Below are 18,365 nucleotides of genomic sequence, written 5' to 3' on the forward strand. Positions count from 1 at the left end.
TCACCGTCCCGACGGTCGAAGCCACGGTCACGGTCGAACCCACGCTCACGGTCACGGTCGCGGTTGAAGCCGCCCCGGTCGTCACGGCGGTCACGGTCGAAGGGGCGACGGTCACGGTCGCCGTCCCGGCGGAACCCGCCACGGTCGTCACGACGCTCGAACGAACGACCGCCCCGGTCACCGTCCCGACGGTCGAAGCCACGGTCACGGTCGAACCCACGCTCACGGTCACGGTCGCGGTTGAAGCCGCCCCGGTCGTCACGGCGGTCACGGCGCTCGTACGACGACGAACCCGCCGGACGCTCCGCGCGCTCGGCCTGCTCGACGTCCTGGGCGGTCGGCTGCTCCGGCACGGAGACCTCAAAGGCCTGCGCCTCGACGGCCTCCGACGGCTCGGCGGAGACGGTGCCCTGCCCGTCCGCCGCCGCGGCTGCCGCCACCGCCGCCTCCGGGTCCTCGCCCCGCTCCCGGGCGGCCCGGGCGATCAGCCAGTCGGCCTCCTCGCGCAGCTCGGCCGCGCGCCGCGTGGCACGCTCCAACTGCTTGGTGAGGTGGGCGACTTCGCGCTCGGCCTGCTGCGCGGCGTTCCCGGCCGACTCGGCCTGGACCTCGGTCATGGAGCGGGCGCCGGTGATCTCGGCGACCTCGGGGTCGAACGCGGCCCCGCCCTGGATGATGTGGCGCGAGGCGTCGACGCCCGCGTCCTCCATCAGCCGGAAGATCTGGCGCCGCTGGTGCGGCAGGGCGAGGGAGACCACCGTGCCCGTACGCCCCGCACGCGCCGTACGCCCGGCGCGGTGCAGGTAGTCCTTGTGGTCCCCGGCCGGGTCCACGTTGAGCACGAGGTCGATGCCGTCGACGTGGATGCCGCGGGCCGCCACGTCCGTCGCGACGAGCACGTTGACGTACCCGTCCTTGAAGTCGGCCAGGGTCCGGGTGCGCGCGCCCTGGGTCATGCCGCCGTGCAGCGCGTCCGCCTTCGCCCCGGCCTCGCGCAGCTGCTCGGCCACGCGGTCGGCGCCGAGCTGGGTGCGCACGAAGATGATGGTCCGGCCCTTGCGGGAGGCGATGGCGGCGGTGACCGGGGCCTTGTCCTTGGGCTTCACGATCAGGATGTGGTGCGACATGGTCGTCACGGCGCCCTGGGCGGCGTCGACCTCGTGGCTCACCGGGTCGGTGAGGTAGCGGTCGACGAGCGTCTGGATCTCGTTCTCCATGGTCGCGGAGAAGAGCATGCGCTGACCGCCGGCCGGCACCTGGTCGAGCAGCTCGGTGACCTCGGGCAGGAAGCCCAGGTCGGACATCTGGTCGGCCTCGTCGAGCACGGCGATCTGCACGTCCTCGAGGGAGCAGGCGCCGCGGTTGATGATGTCGCGCAGGCGGCCCGGGGTGGCGACCAGCACGTCCACGCCGCGCTCCAGGGCGTAGATCTGGTTGCCCATGGAGGTGCCACCGCAGACGACCTTCATCTTCAGGCCGAGGACGTCGCCGTAGGGCTGCAGCGCGTCGGCCACCTGCATGGCCAGCTCGCGCGTCGGGGTCAGGATGACCGCCCGCGGCCTCTTCTTCTCGGTGTGCCCGCCGGCCAGGGTGGCGAGGGTCGGCAGCCCGAAGGACAGCGTCTTGCCGGAGCCCGTGCGGCCACGGCCGAGGATGTCCTTGCCCTTCAGGGCGTCCGGGATGGTCGCGGCCTGGATCGGGAAGGGGACGGTGACACCGTTCTGCGCGAGCTTGCGGACGACGCCCTCGGGGAGACCGAGATCCGCGAAGGTGATCTCGGGAGCGGTGTCCTTGTCCTCGGTCTCCTCGGACAGAACGACGTGCTCAGTACTGGCAATGGACATGCGAAATGCGAACCTTCCGGAGTTCACGGCACGCGCCCAAACATCCGTGAAGTCGCATTCGACCGCCTCGATGCGGTCCGGCCACGGCAGGGGAGAGTACGCGCCACACGCGGCGCGTCTTTTAGGCGCCGGGCAAATGGGATCAAACGATCTACCACCATACGCACCCACCCCCACCAAGCGCAAACCGAATCCCAGGCACGCCGGGTGACCCTCACCACACGGACCGTCCGGGCACCGCGGGCCCCGGCTAGACCGCCGCGGCCCCGGCCTCGGGGGCCGCTTCCCGCACCACCAGCCGTGCGGACTGCTGCGCCGAGGAGGAGGGATCCACGGTCGAGGGAGTCGGTGACGGCGGGTTGGGCTCGCTGGTCGGCGACGGCTGCTCGCTGGCGGTGGGGGTGGGATTCCCCTTGGTCGGGTCGGGCGGCACCGCGCCGCCGCCCCCGGCGCCGCCGCCCGCCGACTGCCCGCCGCTCGGCTTGGGGTCCTTGGCCCCGGCGCCGTGCGACGCCGATGCGGAGGGCGAGCCGGAGGCGTCCTTGCCGGACTTCCCCGACGTCGACGAGCCGCCCTTGGCCGCCGCACCGCCCAGGTCCGCGCCACGGCCTCCACCCCACCCCGAGCCCCCGTCCGGGGCGGCCGCGCCGTGGCGCCCCGCCGAGTGCGACGGCGAAGGGCTGCCCGCGTCGTCGCCCACGCTCATACAGCCGGCGGCCGCGGCGACGGCGATCGCCGTGGCGGCCAGACGAACGGATACGTAACAGGCACGCACGGGCAGCCACCTCCGGGGCGGTGAGAAAAGTCCCCCTGCCCAACTCCCGTCACCCGCAAGAGGACACGCGCCTCGCGCGAAGAGCGTCACACGTCACAGCGAGGCAGGGCGAGGAGCGGGTGAACGGGGCGGCACACCGGCCGCATCCGGACATACCGCCGCCACGGAGAGCCCTGGGGCACGGCACACACCGCGGCTCAGCCATACCCCAGCGCGTGCAACCGCGCGTCATCGATCCCGAAGTGGTGCGCGATCTCGTGCACCACCGTCACCTCGGTCTCCGCGACCACGTCCTCCCGCGTCTCGCAGAAGCGCAGGATCGGCCCGCGGTAGATGGTGATCCGGTCCGGCAGCACGCCCGCGTACCACTCCCCGCGGTCGGTCAGCGGAGTGCCCTCGTACAGCCCGAGCAGCTCGGGATCGCCGGCCGGCGGCTCGTCCTCGACGAACACCGCCACGTTGTCCATCAGCCGCGTCAGCTCCGGCGGGATCCGGTCGAGCGCCTCGGCGACCAGCTCCTCGAACTCCTCGCGCGTCATCTCCAGCACAGGGCCATTGTCCGGTACGACACCCTCGGACGTGAGGCGTCGGGCGCCCCGCATATCGCCCCGGCGATCTGGGCATACGGCACCAATGGTCCGTGTCCCCCTCGTTCCCCGCGTCCCCGTCACCGTCCGGAACCGCACACGCAGGGCACTTGGCACTCTCGCCCGGTACCACCGCTCGCTCCGCCCGCACCCCGCCGCCGAACTCGTCCCGCAGCCGCACCCCTGGCTCCGGGCGCTCGGCATGGTCGCGGTGGTCCTCCTCGGCACCTGGCTGGGCCTGCTGGTCGTGGGCGACGTACGCGTGCCGGTCGGACCCGTGAACACCACCATGGCCCTGCGCCCCTCGCTGGCCGGGGGCACGAAGATCAATGTCTCTCCGCTGGGCGCCCTGCGGCTGGACAGCCACGAGGCCCCCGTCCGCCTCGACGTCAATGTCGACCAGCTCGACCCCGTCCGCGCCCAGGCCCTCGTCGACCACCCCGAGCGGATCTCCGGGCTCCAAGCGGAGATCACCCACGACGTCGAACACGGCACGCTCGACCTGGCCGTCCGCTCCTGTGTGGCGGTGGCCGCCGGCGCCACCGCGCTGGGCCTGGCCGTCTACCGCCGCCCCCGCCGGGCCCTGGCGGCCGGCGGCCTGGCGCTCGCGCTGCTCGCGGCGTCGGGCGCGACGGCGTACGCCACCTGGAACCCCAAGTCGGTCCTCGAGCCGAAGTTCTCCGGACTGCTCTCCTCGGCCCCCTCCCTGGTCGGCAACGCGCGCAGCATCGTCACGGAATTCGACGTCTACCAGAAGGAGTTGGCCCGCCTGGTGACGAACGTGACCAAGCTGTACGACGTCACCTCGACCCTCCCGGCATACGAGCCCGACCCGACCACCATCCGGGTCCTGCACGTCTCCGACATCCACCTCAACCCGGCGAGCTGGAAGATCATCGCCTCGCTGGTACGGCAGTACGACGTCAACGTGATCGTGGACTCGGGCGACACCATGGACCACGGCTCGGCGGCGGAGAACGGCTTCCTGGACCCCATCGCGGATCTGGGCGCCCCATACGTCTGGGTCCGGGGCAACCACGACTCGCGCACGACCCAGCACTACCTAGAGCACATGAAGAACGTGCACGTCCTGGACGACGGCAGGGCGATCACACTCGCCGGCGTGCGCTTCGCGGGGATCGGTGACCCGCAGTTCACCCCCGACCGGTCCGTGGCCCCCGGCGGTGACCGCGCCGAGGAGCTGGCGGGCGCGCGCCTGGCCTCCGCCCTGCGCGACCAGAAGGCCGCCGGGAAGCCCGTCGACGTCGCGATCGCGCATGAGCCGACGGCCGCCCGCCAGACGGACGGCGAGGTGCCCCTGGTTCTGGCCGGCCATCTGCATCACGAGGGGATGGAGATCATGCCGTACGGCACCCGGCTGCGCATCGAGGGCTCCACGGGCGGCAGCGGGCTGCGCGCGGTCGAGCACCAGTACCCGGCACCCATCGAGGCCTCGATCCTCTATCTGGACCGGGACACCCGCCGCCTCCAGGCATGGGACGAGATCAGGCTCGGCGGCCTGGGTGAGACCACGGCGGAGGTGACCCGCCATCTGGCCCAGGGGAACACGCCGGGAGCGGCCCCGTCCCCCGGCGCGGCCTCCCCGGGCACCACACCCACGGACCGCTCCGCCACCGCCCCCAGCCGCTCCTCCGCAGGCCCGAACCGCTCCGGCGCGCACCCCGCACCGAGCGCCCCCTAAACCGTTTTGGCGAACCCTCGCCCGATCCCATATGCTTCTCACGTCCCCGACGCGCTGAGAAGCGCCCAGGCGGGCCGATAGCCCTCATCGTCTAGCGGCCTAGGACGCCGCCCTTTCAAGGCGGTAGCACGGGTTCGAATCCCGTTGGGGGCACGCAACATCGTGTGCGACACTGTCGTACGCGCAGCTTGGTCCTGTGGAGCAGTTTGGAGTGCTCGCCACCCTGTCAAGGTGGAGGCCGCGGGTTCAAATCCCGTCAGGACCGCTGAGGTTTCACGTGAAACCTCGTGGCTGGGTAGCTCAGTTGGTACGAGCGTCCGCCTGAAAAGCGGAAGGTCGCCGGTTCGACCCCGGCCCCAGCCACCACCGCCCTCGCCAGGGCATACGGCCCCACCGAAGATCTTCGGTGGGGCCGTTTTCATGCTGCCTACGCCAATCGGTCCGCCAACGGCTCCCGAGCGTGCACCGAACCCCCTGTGATCCCAACCCGGGCCAGTAGGACATGCGTGATTTCCTCAGTCGCTCTCCAGCCCGGGTAACGGTTTCGTCACCTGGAGCAAGCAGCCCCGGCGCTTCGGGCCGGAGCGGAGCTCAGCAGCAGGCTTCCTCCATCCCGCGCTGCCCTTCCGGATGAACGAGGCGCGCCAAGCCCGCAACGACGTCGGGTGAGTCACCCGGTCATGCGGCAGTCCGGGCTCTGGCGCGGCGGCTGGCGTTGGCGCGTTCGGTGTCGAAGGCGACGATGGGGTCGTTGCTGCTGGTCCAGGGTGTGGCGCCGCACCAGGGGCCGATGCGGCGGAACTGATCGAGAGCCTGGTCGAACATTCTCGCGTGGCTGAGTCTGTGGGCGAGAAGGTGGCGCAGCACAGGCAGGTACGGATTGTCCTCGGGGACCTGGTTCAGAGCCCGGTGCACGTCCGCGAGTAGGCCCTTGCGCCTGGACGAGGGAGCTGACGGCAGCTTGCCCTGGCGTTGAAGGTGGTCGTGGAACTGGCGCATGTGCAGTGCGGGAACCTTGCGGGCGTACCCGCTGCCGCGAGCGGCGGGCCGGCACGGCCGGGATCCAGTTCGTCACGGGAGGGCAGGCCGTACCGGGTCGGGTCGAAGCGCCGCGCGGCTGGTTTCGCCCGTGCTCGTGCCAGCGGCTGCCGGAGAATCAGGCCCACGAGCAGGACAAGCACTGCGAGGTCGGGGAGGATCTGCGTCACGGCACAAGATCATGGAGTTGCGGGTGGGCGGGTTCCACCACGGCCCGAGGCCAGGAGCGCTCCGCGCATCCGACACCCTCCCTCGCAGTTGCCGGTCACCGCCAGTGGCGAGCCGTCACACCAGCGGGGCTCCCGTCGCGGCCACCCGCGATCACGGCAAGGGGCGCGGATGGCGCTTGGCATGTTCCCGCTCAGGCGCTACGTTCTGGCGGTCGACGCAGCCGTGCGGGTGGGGGAGATCATGGGCGGGAACCAGGCGAAGGCCATGGGGGACGTCGAGCTGGAGAAGGACCGGGCGCGCTACGGTCTGCTCGCGGTGATCATCAGCAACCTCGCGATCGCCGGAGTGGCGGTCTTCGGGGTGTGGCGCCTGGGCGGCGACAAGTCCGTGATCGTCGGCGTCCTCACCGCGGCCTTCACCGCCGTCAGCAGCATGACCACCGCGTATCTGGGCATCAAGGCCGTCTCCAACACGGCCAGGTCGATGGCCCAGGAGAGAACGGCCCGCGCCTCGGCCACCCCGGCCCCGGCCGTCCCGGCCGCCCCCACACCGGCCACGCCGTCCACGCCTGCCACCCCGGCCGCCCCCGCCGCGACCGACTGACCGGCCCTCCCCCGACCGGCAGGCGAGGCGCCTCCCGCCCCGGTCCAGCAGGCATGATCACCACCCGGCGAATCGCCGGAGGCAAATCGTTAGCCATGAATTTCGCCAAGGTGAGATCCTGGACCGCGTATGTCTACGCATCCCGCCCCCGCCCTCGGCGCCCTCGCCCCCCGCCTGGCCCAGCTGTCCCTGCGCGACGCGCACCGTCTCGGGCGCAGGCTCGAGGGCGCGCGCAAGATCCGTAAGCCGGAGGCCCGGGCCGCCGTGCTCGGCGAGATCGAGGCGGAGGTCGCCAAGGCCGAGGACCGGATGGCCGGGCGCGCCGCCCGTGTCCCCGCCGTCACCTACCCCGAGCAGCTCCCGGTCAGCCAGAAGAAGGACGAGATCGCCGCCGCCATACGCGACCACCAGGTCGTGATCGTGGCCGGCGAGACCGGCTCCGGCAAGACCACCCAGATCCCCAAGATCTGTCTCGAGCTCGGCCGCGGCGTCCGCGGCATGATCGGCCACACCCAGCCCCGCCGTATCGCCGCCCGGACGGTCGCCGAGCGGGTGGCCGAGGAACTGGACACACCTCTCGGCGAGGCGGTCGGCTGGAAGGTCCGCTTCACCGACCAGGTGAACCCGGACGCCACCTTCGTCAAGCTCATGACGGACGGCATCCTGCTCGCCGAGATCCAGACGGACCGCGAGCTACGCGCCTACGACACGATCATCATCGACGAGGCCCACGAGCGGTCCCTCAACATCGACTTCCTGCTCGGCTACCTCGCCCAGCTCCTGCCCCGTCGCCCGGACCTCAAGGTCGTCATCACGTCGGCCACGATCGACCCCGAGCGTTTCTCCCGGCACTTCGGCGACGCGCCGATCGTCGAGGTCAGCGGTCGTACGTATCCCGTGGAGGTGCGCTACCGCCCCCTCCTCGAAGACGACTCCGGCGACGCCGACCGCGACCAGATCACCGCGATCACCGACGCCGTCGAGGAGCTGATGGCCGAGGGCCAGGGCGACATCCTGGTCTTCCTCTCCGGAGAGCGCGAGATCCGCGACACCGCGGACGCCCTGACGAAGAAGCAGTACCCCCGCGCCGTAGGCGCTGATTGGCAGAGCACCGAGATCCTGCCCCTGTACGCCCGGCTCTCCCATGCGGAGCAGCACCGCGTCTTCCAGCCGCACACGGGCCGCAGGATCGTTCTGGCCACGAACGTCGCCGAGACCTCCCTCACCGTCCCGGGCATCAAGTACGTCATCGACCCCGGCTTCGCCCGTATCTCGCGCTACAGCCACCGCACCAAGGTCCAGCGCCTGCCCATCGAGCCGATCTCGCAGGCCAGCGCCAACCAGCGCAAGGGCCGCTGCGGACGTACGTCGGACGGCATCTGCATCCGCCTCTACGACGAGGAGGACTTCGAGACCCGGCCCGAGTTCACCGACGCCGAGATCCTGCGTACGAACCTGGCCTCCGTCATCCTCCAGATGACCGCGGCCGGTCTCGGCGACATCGATAAGTTCCCCTTCATCGACCCGCCGGACCACCGCAACATCCGCGACGGCGTCCAGCTCCTCCAGGAACTGGGCGCGCTGGACCCGGACCAGAAGGACCCGCGCAAGCGGCTCACCGACACCGGCCGCAAGCTGGCCCAGCTGCCGGTCGACCCGCGCCTCGCGCGCATGGTCCTGGAGGCGGACAAGAACGGCTGTGTCCGCGAGGTCATGGTCATCGCCGCCGCGCTGTCCATCCAGGACCCGCGGGAGCGCCCCGCCGACAAACAGGCCCAGGCCGACCAGCAGCACGCCCGGTTCAAGGACGAGACGAGCGACTTCCTCGCCTATCTCAACCTCTGGCGCTACCTCCGCGAGCAGCAGAAGGAGCGCGGATCGTCGTCGTTCCGCCGGATGTGCAAGCAGGAGTACCTGAACTTCCTGCGCATCCGCGAGTGGCAGGACATCTACACCCAGCTGCGCACGGTCGCCAAGCAGATGGGCATCCATCTGAACGAGCAGGACGCCCCCGCCGACCGCGTCCACATCTCGCTGCTGGCCGGTCTGCTCTCGCACATCGGCATGAAGGACGTGAAGGAGTCCAAGGACTCCGGTCCCGGCACGCGCAGGGACGGCGGACGCAACGAGTACATCGGCGCCCGCAACGCCAAGTTCGCGATCTTCCCCGGCTCGTCCCTGTTCAGGAAGCCACCGCGCTTCGTGATGTCGGCCGAGCTGGTGGAGACCTCCCGTCTGTGGGCCCGGGTCAACGCGAGGATCGAGCCCGAGTGGGTCGAGCCGCTCGCCGACCACCTGCTCAAGCGGACCTACAGCGAACCGCACTGGGAGAAGGACCAGGCGGCCGTGATGGCGTACGAGAAGGTCACGCTCTACGGCGTCCCGATCGTCGCCCAGCGGAAGGTGAACTACGGGCGGATCGATCCGGAGGCGAGCCGCGAGCTGTTCATCCGCAACGCGCTCGTCGAGGGCGACTGGCGCACACACCACAAGTTCTTCGCCGACAACCGCCGGCTCCTCACCGAGGTCGAGGAGCTGGAGCACCGCGCCCGGCGCCGGGACATCCTGGTCGACGACGAGACGCTGTTCGACTTCTACGACCAGCGGGTGCCCGACCATGTGGTGTCCGGCGCCCACTTCGACTCCTGGTGGAAGCACAAGCGGCACGAGCAGCCCGACTTCCTCGACTTCGCGCGCGAGATGCTCATCAACGAGAAGGCGGGCGCGGTCACCAAGGACGACTATCCCGACTCCTGGCGCCAGGGCCGGCTGAAGTTCAAGGTCACCTACCAGTTCGAGCCGGGCGCGGACGCGGACGGTGTGACCGTCCACATCCCCCTTCAGGTCCTCAACCAGGTCACGGAGGAGGGCTTCGACTGGCAGATCCCGGGCCTGCGGGAGGAACTGGTCACCGAGCTGATCCGCTCCCTGCCCAAGCCCATCCGGCGCAACTACGTCCCGGCGCCGAACTACGCGAAGGCGTTCCTGGAGAAGGCGTCGCCCCCGGAGGGACGCGAGGGAACGCGGTCCCCCCAGGAGCCGCTGACCACCGCCATGGCGCGCGAGCTGAAGCGCATGGTCGGCGTGCCCTTCGAGGCCGAGGACTTCGACCGGTCCAAGGTGCCCGACCACCTGAAGATCACCTTCCGGATCGTCGACGAGCGGCGGCGCACGCTGGCCGAGGACAAGGATCTCGAGGCGCTCAAGCTCCGGCTGAAGCCGAAGGCGCGCCAGGCCCTCTCCCAGGCCGCGGCGGCCACGGCCGAGCGGCAGGGCGGGGAGTCCCTGGAACGCACAGGCCTGAAGGACTGGACGATCGGCTCCCTCACCCGTGTCTTCGAGACCCGGCGGGCCGGACAGCCGGTGAAGGCGTACCCGGCGCTGGTCGACGACGGGGACACGGTCTCCGTTCGCCTCTTCGACACCGAGGAGGAGCAGGCGCAGGCGATGTGGAAGGGCACCCGCCGTCTGATCCTGCGCAACATCCCCGTCAATCCGGCGAAGTTCGCCTCCGAGAAGCTGACCAACCAGCAGAAGCTCGGCCTGTCCGCGAACCCGCACGGCTCGATCCAGGCCCTGTTCGACGACTGCGCGACGGCCGCCGCGGACAAGCTGATCGGGGACTTCGGCGGACCCGCGTGGGACGAGGAGTCGTACCGGAAGCTGTACGACAAGGTGCGGGCGGAGATCGTCGACACCACGGTCCGCACGGTCGGGCAGGTGCAGCAGGTGCTGGCCGCGTGGCAGGCCTGTGAGCGCCGCCTGAAGGCCGTACGGAGCCCGGCGCTGCTGCCGAACCTGACGGACGTACGGGCCCAGCTGGACGCCCTGGTGAAGCCCGGCTTCGTCACGGAGACGGGCATCCGGCGCCTGTCCGACCTGATGCGCTATCTCGTCGCCGCGGACCGCCGGCTGCAGCAGATGCCGACCAACGTCCAGCGGGACACGACGCGTATGGCGAAGGTCCACGAGATGCGCGACGAGTACGCGTGGCTGCTCGAACAGCTGCCCAAGGGCCGGCCGGTCCCGCAACAGGTCCTGGACATCCGCTGGATGATCGAGGAGCTGCGCGTCAGCTACTTCGCGCACGCGCTGGGCACGGCGTACCCGGTGTCGGACAAGCGCATCGTGAAGGCGATCGACGCCGCAGCGCCGTAACGGTTCGTTCACGGTGGGTGAGTTCGACCAGGGGCTCACCCTCCTGTACAGTCTCTTCTCGCAGCGCACCGCACGAAACACCGGACATCCGGACCTTCGGTCGATCGCCGCGAAACCTGGTCCTGTGGAGCAGTTTGGAGTGCTCGCCACCCTGTCAAGGTGGAGGCCGCGGGTTCAAATCCCGTCAGGACCGCAGCAGAGCCCCGCATCCCGTCGGATGCGGGGCTTCTTCGTGTCGTCGTCGCGCCGGCCCCGCCGCCAACTCGCCCGCCCCTGCCACCCGGACGCCAGGCCGTGCCCGCCGCACCGCCGCCCTCGCGAGGCTGAGGTCCGCCTTCTTCGGCGCGGGCCTTCCGCACCCCTCCCGGCGCCGCCGCGGGCCGGGCAGGCCCGGAGGCTGTTTCCGGGCGCCTCGCGGTCGCCGGGGGCCATCTGTGCGCCCGGGGCGTCTTGACGGTCCCGCCTTCCACCGGTACCCCAGAACTCAGGACCCTGACCCTTCGGGCCCGGGAGGTGGCGTATGGCGGCATCCGCTCGGCACGAGACCCGTGCTCTGCTCCGTGCCCATCTGTCCGCCGCTTCCGGGTACCGCCATCTGACCCGGCACTGCGCGATCTGCCACCACCTTCTGCGGCTGGCCATGGAACCAGCCCAGCGGGGCGAGGAAGACCCCGGGACGGTACCCGAGGAGGACCACGCCCCGACGGCGTGACGTCCCCCCGGGCCCTGGTCCGGGGAGATTGGCAGGGTGTCCGCCGGGGCACTCCTGCACGTACGGCCCACCCAACACCCCCCGCACCAAGCGGTGTTCCTCTAGCAAGGACACCATGGGCACAACAAGACTCCGGGAGTGTGACGGGTGTCACCGGATGAGTTTCGCGGCAGGGGGACCTTACACCCCTCCTACAACAGGTCAATTTAATATGTGCAATTGCACTGTCTTCCGAGGTCCCGCACAGCAGATCCGACACCCCTCCCCAGACTCCGACAAGGCCGCGCACAGCCGGGCCCCGCACCCCGGTCGAGGGCACAAAAAAGATCGCGCTGGACCCGGCGGAGTCCAGCGCGATCGACGACGCACCCGTGTCGTGCCTCTACTGACCTTGGGCGAGGGACCTGTTGGGGCAGAGCCCGCGTCGCTTGGAGCTGTGGTTCGGACGTCGCGGCAGATTGGGGGACCCGCCGATATGTCCGGCTATGCAGTTGTTCAGGCCTCGCTGCGCTGCTGCGGGATGCCCGCGAGCAGGGCGCGGACCTCAGCCTCGCGGTAGCGGCGGTGCCCGCCGAGCGTGCGAATCGACGTGAGCTTGCCGGCCTTCGCCCACCGCGTGACCGTCTTGGGGTCGACGCGGAACATCGTGGCGACCTCAGCCGGGGTCAGCAGCGGCTCGGCATCAGGGGTGCGAGCGGTCATGAGCGGCCTCCTCGGGAGAACCGAACCTTCTCGGTTCTTTCCTCTAAATTCTGCACCTTGACCCGCGTTGCCCGAAATGGCGGACGCGAGTCGAGTCGGTTATAGGACGAACGGCTTGTCCTCGGCACTACAACTACACCATCTGTCCAGCCGCGTCGGCCAAACCGATGGAATTGCCCTCCCAGGTGTTCATCAGCGACGGAAGCCGATGGACCATGCCATAGCGGACAGTCACGCCACTGTGACGATCAGTCACAGGACGATCAGGAGGCACCAGACCCCCCAAAGAGTGCAATGCTGAGATTCCGCCCAAAAGTGGTTACATCTGGACAGAGGGAGCCTCCCCCGGGCTCCTTGTCCTATTTTGGCATGAGGAGGGCCGTAAGACGCAAGGTCCTTGTAAGTGCTGTCCGTCACGCTTGCGGCATAAGCCCGGATCAGGGCATACGTCACCCAGGTGGGACTGCGGTAGGTCAACCATGGGCCAAGGGTTATGACTTCACCATGTCCTGGAGGTCACAATTCGTGCACTGGTTCCCGAAGGCCCCATCGCGGAACCGCCCTGCCCCGGGCCCGCCGGCCGCGGGAGGCCCGCCCTCAGTTCGCCGAGCGGCGGTCCCGCACGGCCCGCCAGCGCTCCACCAGCCGCCCGTACGCCTCCCCGGCCGTGGCCCCGTCCCCGTGCCGCAGGGCCTCGATGCCCTCGGCGACGTCCGCGGCCGAGTGGTCCGTGTCCAGCGCCGCGGGCGGCAGGACATGGACGAGCCCGCCGTAGTCCAGCTCGACCAGCGACCGGGGGTGGAACTCCTCCAGCCACCGCCCCACATCCACCAGCCCGTCGATCAGTGGGCCCTCGTCGATGGCGTCCCTCAGGGTGCGCAGCGCCCGCGCGGTGCGCCGCCGCGCCTGCACCATCGGCGTGCGGTAGCGCAGCATCGGGGGGATCCCGGGCGACCCCTGGTCATAGCGCCGCTCGGCGTCCGAGACCAGCACGAACCAGTGCAGCGGCACCTGCCAGGTCGCGGTGCGGATCCACGGGCGGGCGTCCGGGTTGCCCTCCAGCCAGCGCTCGTAGTCCTGGGCGGCCTGGCGGCGCACGACCGGCGGCAGGACGGCGTCCAGGACCGGCGCCGGCAGTTCCTGCGTCAGCTCCCCCAGCGCCTGCCAGCCGCGCAGCCGGGTGCGCCACGGACAGACGCAGAGCACCCCCTCGACCTCGGTCACGAAGGCATCGCTGCTCTCGTGCACGGGCACCGCGACCGGCGGCGTGGGCACCAAGTCGGCAAGGGAGCGGCGCAGTTCGTCCTGGTATGAGGGGCGGTCGGGGCGCCGGGCGTAGCGCGCCCAGTGGCTGCGCTCCGGCTCGGGGAAGGCGGCCAGCGGCTCGTACACCCGCAAGTAGGACGCGTACGGGACGATCACCGAGGACACCTTGGGCACGCCTGCTCCCTCCCCATCGGACCTGACGCGAAACCCGTCCGAGTGCCGCCCGGACGAGGTCGAAAACCATTGCAAATCGTCCCACGAACCGATCCCGGTGTACTCCGAGGGAGGGTGATCCTCGGCACTGCGCGGCTGGCGGGCGCCCGCACGCTCTACGCTCATGCCCACGGGAACCGCCACCCGCACGGGGCCCGCCCCCAACCGCCGCTACTCAACCGGGAGTCACCACCGTGACCGACGTAACCGACGGCGTCCTGCACACCCTGTTCCGCTCGGACCAGGGAGGCCATGAACAGGTCGTGCTCTGCCAGGACCGGGCCAGTGGCCTCAAGGCCGTCATCGCGATCCACTCCACCGCCCTGGGCCCCGCGCTCGGCGGCACACGCTTCTACCCGTACGCGACCGAGGAGGAGGCCGTCGCCGACGCGCTGAACCTCGCGCGCGGGATGTCGTACAAGAACGCCATGGCCGGGCTCGACCACGGCGGCGGCAAGGCCGTGATCATCGGTGACCCAGAGCGGATCAAGACCGAGGAGCTGCTGCTGGCGTACGGCCGCTTCGCGGCCTCGCTCGGTGGGCGCTACGTCACCGCCTGCGACGTCGGCACCTATGTCGCCGACATGGACGTCGTGGCCCGGGTGAACCCCTGGACCACCGGTCGCTCCCCGGAGAACGGCGGCGCCGGCGACTCCTCCGTCCTGACCGCCTACGGCGTCTTCCAGGGCATGCGGGCCTCGGCCCAACACCTGTGGGGCGACCCGACCCTGCGCGGGCGCACGGTCGGCATCGCGGGCGTCGGCAAGGTCGGGCGCTACCTGGTCGAGCACCTCCTCGAGGACGGCGCCCGGGTCGTGATCACGGATGTGCGCCCGGACGCCGTCGCCCGGATCACCGACGCGCACCCCGAGGTGGCCGTGGCCGCCGACACCGACGCCCTCATCCGCACCGAGGATCTCGACATCTACGCGCCCTGCGCCCTCGGTGGCGCGCTCAACGACCACTCCGTGCCGGTGCTGGCGGCAAGGGTGGTGTGCGGCGCGGCCAACAACCAACTCGCGCACCCGGGGGTGGAGAAGGACCTCGCCGACCGCGAGATCCTGTACGCCCCCGACTACGTCGTCAACGCCGGCGGTGTCATCCAGGTGGCCGACGAGCTGCACGGCTTCGACTTCGACCGGTGCAAGGCCAAGGCGTCGAAGATCTTCGACACCACGCTGGCCATATTCGCGCGTGCGAAGGAAGACGGCATTCCGCCGGCCGCCGCGGCCGACCGGATCGCCGAGCAGCGGATGGCGGAGGCACGGGCGGGGGCCCTCACGGAAGCCCTCCCCGGGGGTGGCGCACAGCGTTGACCGGTACCCGCCGATGGGAGGGTGGAGAGAACTCTCACTCTTATCGGCGGGTCGTCCGCCAATAAGTGGTTAAAATCGGCCGTGACCAGCGAGGACGGGGCGCCTCGCCGGTCCTGTGCACACGCCCGCCCTGCGGGCGACGTACCGTATGGGCGTGGGCTCAGGTACCGTGGAAGCCCTACGGACCGGTCTCTCCACGGAGAGCCCGTTCCGGATCATGAACGCGTGTCAAGACTCTGGGGCCGTCGAGCCCCGTCGTTGAGGGGGTCGAGCCATGGGGCGCGGCCGGGCCAAGGCCAAGCAGACGAAGGTCGCCCGCCAGCTGAAGTACAACAGCGGTGGGACGGACCTCTCACGCCTGGCCGAGGAGCTGGGCGCATCGACGTCGAACGCGTCGCCGAACGGCGACCGATTCGAGGACGATGAGCACGACGACGACCTGTACGCACGGTACGCCGACCTCTACGAGGACGACGACGAGGACGAGGACGACCAGTCCCCGCAGCAGCGTCGCCGCGGCGCTTGACCCTGCGCTGAACTCCCACCCGGTCCGTGACCCTGGTCACGGACCGGGTTCTGTGCTGTCCGCCGGGGATCAGTTCGCGTAGTCGCCGACCAGCTCGGCGCCCGTCGTGTGCTCACCCCGGTGGGTGATCTCGCCGGCGACCCACGCCTCGACCCCACGGTCGGTCAGGGCGGCGAGCGCGACGTCCGCCGACTCCTCGGGGACGACCGCCATCATGCCCACGCCCATGTTCAGGGTCTTCTCCAGCTCCAGGCGCTCGACGTCGCCGGTCTTGCCGACGAGGTCGAACACGGGCGCGGGAGTCCAGGTGGACCGGTCGACGACCGCGTGCAGGTCGTCCGGGATCACCCGGGCAAGGTTGGCCGCGAGCCCGCCACCGGTGATGTGGCTGAACGCGTGCACCTCGGCGGTGCGGGTCAGAGCCAGGCAGTCCAGTGAGTAGATCTTCGTCGGCTCCAGCAACTCCTCGCCGAGGGTGCGGCCGAGTTCCCCGATGTGCTGGTCCAGGCCGAGCTTCGCCCGCTCGAGGAGGACATGCCGGACGAGCGAGTACCCGTTGGAGTGAAGTCCGGAGGCGGCCATGGCGATCACCGTGTCGCCCTCGCGGATGCGTTCGGCGCCGAGCAGCCGGTCGGCCTCCACAACGCCTGTACCGGCTCCCGCGACGTCGAAGTCGTCCGCACCGAGGAGGCCGGGGTGTTCGGCCGTCTCACCGCCCACCAGGGCGCATCCGGCCAGCACACAGCCCTCGGCGATGCCCTTCACGATCGCGGCGACGCGTTCGGGGTGGACCTTGCCGACACAGATGTAGTCGGTCATGAACAGCGGCTCGGCACCGCACACCACGATGTCGTCCATGACCATGGCGACCAGGTCGTGGCCGATGGTGTCGTAGACGCCCATCCGGCGCGCGATGTCGACCTTCGTGCCGACGCCGTCCGTGGCGGAGGCGAGCAGCGGACGCTCGTAACGCTTGAGGGCGGAGGCGTCGAAGAGGCCGGCGAAGCCGCCGAGGCCACCGAGGACCTCGGGCCGCCGCGTCTTCCTCACCCACTCCTTCATGAGCTCCACCGCGCGGTCGCCCGCTTCGATGTCGACGCCCGCTGCTGCGTAGCTGGCGCCGCCCTCGGCACTGACGGTCTCAGACATGACGATGAGAACTTTCGTGTCGTACGGCAGATGTCACGGGCGACGGAGCGCGTCGGCCGCGGCCGTGGCGGCCGGACCGGCCGCCAGCTCGGTCTCCAGCAGCTGCTTGCCCAGCAGCTCCGGGTCGGGCAGCTCCATCGGGTACTCGCCGTCGAAGCAGGCACGGCACAGGTTCGGCTTGGCGATGGTGGTCGCCTCGATCATGCCGTCGAGGGAGATGTAGGCCAGGGAGTCGGCGCCCAGCGAGGTGCCGATCTCCTCGATCGTCATGCCGTTGGCGATCAGTTCGGCGCGGGTGGCGAAGTCGATGCCGAAGAAGCAGGGCCACTTCACCGGCGGGGACGAGATCCGGATGTGGACCTCGGCGGCGCCCGCCTCGCGCAGCATGCGGACCAGGGCCCGCTGGGTGTTGCCGCGCACGATCGAGTCGTCCACGACGACCAGGCGCTTGCCCTTGATGACTTCCTTCAAGGGGTTGAGCTTCAGCCGGATGCCGAGCTGGCGGATGGTCTGCGAGGGCTGGATGAAGGTGCGGCCGACGTACGCGTTCTTCACCAGGCCGGCCCCGAACGGGATCCCGGACGCCTCCGCGTAACCGATCGCGGCGGGGGTCCCGGACTCGGGCGTCGCTATGACCAGATCGGCCTCGGCGGGCGCCTCCTTGGCCAGGCGGCGGCCCATCTCGACGCGCGAGAGGTAGACGTTGCGGCCGGCGATGTCGGTGTCCGGACGGGCCAGGTACACATACTCGAAGACACAGCCACGGGGCTTCGCCTCCGCGAATCGGGAGCTGCGCAGGCCGTTCTCGTCGATCGCGATGAACTCGCCGGGCTCGATCTCGCGGACGAAGCTGGCGCCCGTGATGTCGAGGGCGGCGGTCTCCGAGGCGACGACCCAGCCGCGCTCGAGGCGGCCGAGCACCAGCGGGCGGATGCCCTGCGGGTCGCGGGCCGCGTACAAGGTCTGCTCGTTCATGAAGACAAGCGAGAAAGCGCCCTTGACCTGCGGCAGGACCTTCGTGGCCGCTTCCTCGACCGTCAGCGGCTTGCCGTCGTCGTCGACCTGGCCGGCGAGCAGGGCGGTGACGAGGTCGGTGTCGTTCGTGGCGGCCACCTGCGTGGCGCGGCCGTTCTCCTTCGGGAGGTCGGCGACCATCTCGGCGAGCTGGGCCGTGTTGACCAGGTTGCCGTTGTGACCGAGCGCGAGGGAGCCGTGGGCCGTGGCCCGGAACGTCGGCTGGGCGTTCTCCCAGACGGAGGCACCGGTGGTCGAGTAGCGGGCGTGTCCCACCGCGATGTGACCCTGGAGCGAACCGAGCGAGGTCTCGTCGAAGACCTGGGAGACCAGGCCCATGTCCTTGAAGACGAGGATCTGGGAGCCGTTGCTGACCGCGATTCCCGCGGATTCCTGACCCCGGTGCTGAAGGGCGTAGAGCCCGAAGTACGTGAGCTTTGCGACCTCTTCGCCCGGAGCCCAGACACCGAAGACGCCACACGCGTCCTGGGGGCCTTTCTCGCCGGGGAGCAGATCGTGATTGAGTCGACCGTCACCACGTGGCACAGCTCCGAGTGTAGGCGAGATCGCGCACTGGTCCGAATCCGGT

14 protein-coding genes and 4 tRNA genes are annotated in these 18,365 nt (G+C 70.2%); 10 read left to right on the forward strand and 8 right to left on the reverse strand.

The window, feature by feature from the left end; translation table 11 throughout:
- The 3 genes from ACIP94_RS32830 to ACIP94_RS32840 all read right to left on the reverse strand — a co-directional run.
- The coding region (locus tag ACIP94_RS32830) for a DEAD/DEAH box helicase (protein ID WP_402433904.1) at positions 1-1,844 on the reverse strand (1,844 nt) is incomplete at its 3' end.
- Between the two features lie 250 nt (positions 1,845-2,094).
- Entirely contained in the window at positions 2,095-2,619 is a 525-nt protein-coding gene (locus tag ACIP94_RS32835) for a hypothetical protein (protein ID WP_402433907.1), read from the reverse strand.
- 197 nt (positions 2,620-2,816) lie between these two features.
- Complete coding sequence (locus ACIP94_RS32840) at positions 2,817-3,167, reverse strand: metallopeptidase family protein (protein WP_402433910.1); 351 nt, start codon at positions 3,165-3,167, stop codon at positions 2,817-2,819.
- Positions 3,168-3,252: 85 nt separating this feature from the next.
- Between ACIP94_RS32840 and ACIP94_RS32845 the strand changes: the two genes are divergently transcribed.
- The 4 genes from ACIP94_RS32845 (at position 3,253) to ACIP94_RS32860 (ending at position 5,274) form a co-directional block, all read left to right on the forward strand.
- A complete protein-coding gene (locus ACIP94_RS32845; protein ID WP_402433913.1) occupies positions 3,253-4,908 on the forward strand; it encodes a metallophosphoesterase in 1,656 nt (551 codons plus the stop codon).
- An 80-nt stretch (positions 4,909-4,988) separates the two neighbouring features.
- Positions 4,989-5,061 (forward strand) — tRNA-Glu (locus ACIP94_RS32850).
- Between the two features lie 37 nt (positions 5,062-5,098).
- Positions 5,099-5,173: transfer RNA gene (locus ACIP94_RS32855), tRNA-Asp, on the forward strand.
- A 24-nt stretch (positions 5,174-5,197) separates the two neighbouring features.
- Positions 5,198-5,274 (forward strand) — tRNA-Phe (locus ACIP94_RS32860).
- A gap of 312 nt (positions 5,275-5,586) precedes the next feature.
- Here the strand turns inward: ACIP94_RS32860 and ACIP94_RS32865 are convergent.
- Complete coding sequence (locus ACIP94_RS32865) at positions 5,587-5,907, reverse strand: hypothetical protein (protein ID WP_402433916.1); 321 nt, start codon at positions 5,905-5,907, stop codon at positions 5,587-5,589.
- Between the two features lie 378 nt (positions 5,908-6,285).
- On the opposite strand from ACIP94_RS32865, the gene ACIP94_RS32870 reads away from it, so the two are divergent.
- The 4 genes from ACIP94_RS32870 to ACIP94_RS32885 all read left to right on the forward strand — a co-directional run bounded on the left by ACIP94_RS32870 (position 6,286) and on the right by ACIP94_RS32885 (position 11,590).
- Positions 6,286-6,720 (forward strand): hypothetical protein, encoded by a 435-nt coding sequence (locus tag ACIP94_RS32870; protein ID WP_402433919.1) that lies wholly within the window; start codon positions 6,286-6,288, stop codon positions 6,718-6,720.
- Positions 6,721-6,849: 129 nt separating this feature from the next.
- Positions 6,850-10,878 (forward strand): ATP-dependent RNA helicase HrpA, encoded by a 4,029-nt coding sequence (hrpA, locus tag ACIP94_RS32875; RefSeq protein WP_402433922.1) that lies wholly within the window; start codon positions 6,850-6,852, stop codon positions 10,876-10,878.
- A gap of 118 nt (positions 10,879-10,996) precedes the next feature.
- Positions 10,997-11,071, forward strand: a tRNA-Asp gene (locus ACIP94_RS32880).
- A gap of 327 nt (positions 11,072-11,398) precedes the next feature.
- Positions 11,399-11,590 carry a DUF6274 family protein gene (locus ACIP94_RS32885; RefSeq protein WP_402433925.1) on the forward strand — a complete coding sequence of 64 codons (192 nt, stop codon included), beginning with the start codon at positions 11,399-11,401 and terminating at the stop codon, positions 11,588-11,590.
- 495 nt (positions 11,591-12,085) lie between these two features.
- Here ACIP94_RS32885 and bldC read toward each other — a convergent pair whose 3' ends face one another.
- Together bldC and ACIP94_RS32895 are read right to left on the reverse strand one after the other, a co-directional pair.
- Positions 12,086-12,292 (reverse strand): developmental transcriptional regulator BldC, encoded by a 207-nt coding sequence (gene bldC / locus ACIP94_RS32890; RefSeq protein ID WP_003949541.1) that lies wholly within the window; start codon positions 12,290-12,292, stop codon positions 12,086-12,088.
- A gap of 597 nt (positions 12,293-12,889) precedes the next feature.
- Positions 12,890-13,732 carry a hypothetical protein gene (locus ACIP94_RS32895; protein WP_402433928.1) on the reverse strand — a complete coding sequence of 281 codons (843 nt, stop codon included), beginning with the start codon at positions 13,730-13,732 and terminating at the stop codon, positions 12,890-12,892.
- Positions 13,733-13,965: 233 nt separating this feature from the next.
- On the opposite strand from ACIP94_RS32895, the gene ACIP94_RS32900 reads away from it, so the two are divergent.
- On the forward strand, positions 13,966-15,087 hold the full coding sequence (locus ACIP94_RS32900; RefSeq protein WP_402433930.1) for a Leu/Phe/Val dehydrogenase: 1,122 nt from the start codon (positions 13,966-13,968) through the stop codon (positions 15,085-15,087).
- Between the two features lie 274 nt (positions 15,088-15,361).
- Positions 15,362-15,613, forward strand: coding sequence for a DUF3073 domain-containing protein (locus ACIP94_RS32905; protein WP_234519094.1), 252 nt, complete (start codon positions 15,362-15,364; stop codon positions 15,611-15,613).
- A gap of 69 nt (positions 15,614-15,682) precedes the next feature.
- Here ACIP94_RS32905 and purM read toward each other — a convergent pair whose 3' ends face one another.
- Together purM and purF are read right to left on the reverse strand one after the other, a co-directional pair.
- Positions 15,683-16,762: a phosphoribosylformylglycinamidine cyclo-ligase gene (purM, locus tag ACIP94_RS32910; RefSeq protein ID WP_402433933.1), complete on the reverse strand. Its 1,080-nt coding sequence runs from the start codon at positions 16,760-16,762 to the stop codon at positions 15,683-15,685.
- A gap of 33 nt (positions 16,763-16,795) precedes the next feature.
- Positions 16,796-18,322: an amidophosphoribosyltransferase gene (gene purF / locus ACIP94_RS32915; RefSeq protein ID WP_402433936.1), complete on the reverse strand. Its 1,527-nt coding sequence runs from the start codon at positions 18,320-18,322 to the stop codon at positions 16,796-16,798.
- Between the last annotated feature and the right edge of the window lie 43 nt (positions 18,323-18,365).

This window comes from Streptomyces sp. NPDC093261 (assembly GCF_044753645.1).
Lineage (GTDB): Bacteria > Actinomycetota > Actinomycetes > Streptomycetales > Streptomycetaceae > Streptomyces.